Origin of the sequence: Amycolatopsis rhizosphaerae (genome assembly GCF_007713715.1) — a bacterium.
Lineage (GTDB): Bacteria > Actinomycetota > Actinomycetes > Mycobacteriales > Pseudonocardiaceae > Amycolatopsis_E > Amycolatopsis_E rhizosphaerae.
Genome location: NZ_VJWX01000679.1, coordinates 1 through 2953, shown reverse-complemented (window position 1 = coordinate 2953; position 2953 = coordinate 1). Strand labels below are relative to the sequence as shown.

Sequence of the window (2953 nt, the reverse complement as noted above, 5' to 3'; positions counted from 1 at the left end):
CGCCCCCGACCAGCCCGAGCACCCAGTTGACCAGCCCGAAGTCCCGGCCGAACAGCTGCGCGAAGACGACCGTCACCGCGGCCACCGAGGTGATGTTCGGCAGCAGCACCCCCATCCGGAAGAAGGTGCGGGCGCGGATGCGGCGGTTGAGCAGGTGCGCGATCGCCAGTGCGAGCACGATCTGCGGCACGGTGGTCATCAGCCAGAGGCTCACCGTGTTGCCCATCGCGTTCCAGAAGTACGGGTCGTGCCACAGGAGCTGGACGTAGTTGCCCAGCCCCACCCACCGCGCGGAGTCGCCGTCGAGCAGGTTCCGGTTCTGCAGCGACACCCATCCCGTGTAGAGCAGGGGGAACAACCCGAACGTTCCGAAAAGGACGAAATACGGTGCGATGTAGACGTAGGGCGCGAACCGGCTGTCCCACCGGTGCGACCGCTCCTGCTTCAGCCGCATCCGCCCGCCTCAGCCGGACAGCTTGCCGACGTCGGTGAGCAGCTGCGCCCACGACTGGTCGGGGCTCTGCTTGCCCTGTTCGACCCGCAGCATGGCGTTGCCGATCTCGGTCTGCACGTCGCCCGCCTTCGGGCCCTGGTACTGCGGCTGCAGCTGCCGCGCCGCGTCGGTGAACAGCTTGCCCACCGGTGCGTCGTCGAAGAACGGGTTGCGATAGCCGGTGATCGACGGATCGTCGTACAGCTTCGGCGTGGACGGCAGCAAACCGTTGGTGGTGAACACCTTCGCCTGCTGCTCCGGCGCGGTCAGCCACGCGGCGAGCTCGACGGCCTGGCTGATGTGCTTGCCCTGCTTGGGCACGGTCAGGTACGAGCCGCCCCAGTTGCCGCCGCCCCCGGGCACCGCGGCCACGTCCCACTTGCCCGCCGTGTCCGGCGCCTGGTCCTTGATCTTGGCCATCATCCAGGCCGGGCAGGTCACCGTGGCAAACTGACCCTGTTTGAAACCGGTGTTCCACTGCGGCGTGCTGTACAGCAGCCCGGCCGACAGCCCGTCGTGCACGCCCTGGGCGACCAGGTCCCAGCCGCGCTTGATGTCGGCGTTGTTCGCCAGCACGAGCTGGTCGGAGCGGTCGTAGTAGCCCGTCGGCGCCTGGCCGACGATCGCGTTGAGCACGGTCGGACCGCCGTCGAACCACTTCACCCCGGCCGGGGCGTGCGCCTGGAACTGCCTGCCCGCGGCCATGAAGGCCTCCCAGGTCGGCCACAGGGCGCGCAACTGTTCGCGGTCGGTGGGCAGCCCCGCTGCCTGGAGCAGGTCGCGGCGGTAGCAGATGGCCAGGCCGCCGACATCGGTGCCGTAGCCGATCTGCCTGCCGTCACGGGCCAGTGAGGCCTGCCACTTCCAGTCCAGCCAACGGCTCTTGAGCTGGTCGCCGCCCTGCGCATTGAGGTCGGTGAACCGGTCCGGGATGGCCTTGAACTGGGCGATGTAGCCGGTGTCCACCGCCTCGATGTCGGCGGCGCCGTTGCCGGTGGCCAGATGCGAGGCGAGGTTCTTGTGGTGGTCGGAGTAGGACGCGGTGCGGGCCTGGATCTCGATCCCGGGATGCGTGCGCTGGTACTCCTCGAACAGTTGCTGGTAGCCGAAGTTGCCGAACAGGCCGATGGTGATCTTGGTGGTACCGGAGCCGGAACCACCGCAGGCGGTGATCAGGCCGGTGCCGAGCAGGCCGGCGAGCAGGATGCCCGCCAGGCGGCGTGGGGTTCTGGGGAGACGCATTCCGCGGTCCTTCTCCTTTTTCGGGCACGGCAGTGTGACGAAGGGAGGAATCGATGAAAGAACCGGCCGGGTGCCGGTTCCGGATGGCCGGCCGGGGGTGTGGTGCGGAGTACATGACAATGCCGGAGACGGGGTCAGGTCAAGTAACAAAACGATAACTAGGCGTTCGTGAAACCCTTCGCGATCCACACTGCGGTCGCGACGATTCCCCTGCTAAAGTGGCATACAAGCTGGTCAGATCGACCGCGACTCGATCTTGATGAAGGGACTGTATGCGGTTACAGAAAAGTGGTGACCGATGACGACGAGCCGGGAGATAGCGCAGCTGTGCGGGGTATCGGTGGCCACCGTGTCCCGGGTTTTCAACCAGCCGTCCACGGTCAGCAGGCAAACCCGGGAACGGGTGGAGCGGGTGGCCAGGGAACTGGACTACCGGCCGAACGAGTCGGCACGGGCGCTGGCGTCGAAACGGTCCACTTTGCTCGGTCTGGTGTGGGACACCGACCACCGCAGGCCGGGCTGGCGCCACCCCTTCCTGCAGGACCTGCTGCTGGGGCTGAAATCGGCGCTGTCCGCGCACGGCTACCACCTGCTCATGCTGGCCACCAGCGGCGCGGAGGCCGGTTCGGCGAACCTGCCCGCGGTGGGCGCCTCGCTGGCCGACCCGGTCGCCTACGTCAACATGACGCGGCGCCACCATCTCGGCGGGCTCATCCTGATCGACAGCGGCTCCGACGCGGCCGCCTTCGCCGCGTTCGCCCAGTCCGGCATCCCCTGCGTGGCCCTCGACGTCGCGATCGAGGGGCCGCGCGCGACCTACGTGACCTCAGACAACACCGGTGGCGCCGAGCAGGCCGTGCGCCATCTGATCGCCAGGGGGCATCGGCGCATCGCCACCATCACCGGCCCGCCCGACAACCAGCCCGCGATCGACCGGCTCGCCGGCTACCGGCGGGCGATGGCCGAAGCGGGCCTGCCCGTACCCGAGGACTACGTGGCGGAGGGCGATTTCTACCGGGCGAGCGGCCAGGCCGCGATGCGGCGCCTGCTGGCCCTCGGCGAGCCACCCACGGCAGTGTTCGCCGCGGGCGACGAGATGGCCGTGGGTGCCCTGCTCGCGGCCAGGGAAGCGGGTCTGCGGGTCCCCGGGGACGTCGCGCTCGCCGGGTTCGACGACATCGAGATCGCCGCGCTGGTCGATCCCGCGCTGACCACGGT

3 protein-coding genes are annotated in these 2953 nt (G+C 68.7%); 1 reads left to right on the top strand and 2 read right to left on the bottom strand.

All coding sequences use genetic code 11. The annotated features are described in order from the left end of the window. Together FNH05_RS35400 and FNH05_RS35395 are read right to left on the bottom strand one after the other, a co-directional pair. Nucleotides 1-454 (bottom strand): carbohydrate ABC transporter permease (locus FNH05_RS35400; RefSeq protein WP_144593207.1); only part of this gene is annotated, 454 nt, incomplete at its 3' end. 9 nt (nt 455-463) lie between these two features. Further along, on the bottom strand, nt 464-1735 hold the full coding sequence (locus FNH05_RS35395; RefSeq protein WP_144593206.1) for an ABC transporter substrate-binding protein: 1272 nt from the start codon (nt 1733-1735) through the stop codon (nt 464-466). 298 nt (nt 1736-2033) lie between these two features. Here FNH05_RS35395 and FNH05_RS35390 point away from each other — a divergent pair. Then, the coding region (locus FNH05_RS35390; RefSeq protein WP_144593205.1) for a LacI family DNA-binding transcriptional regulator at nt 2034-2953 on the top strand (920 nt) is incomplete at its 3' end.

Bases quoted from the DNA above. Each gene is read 5' to 3' on its own strand.
- FNH05_RS35395 (WP_144593206.1), bottom strand. From the start codon at position 1,735: ATGCGTCTCCCCAGAACCCCACGCCGCCTGGCGGGCATCCTGCTCGCC.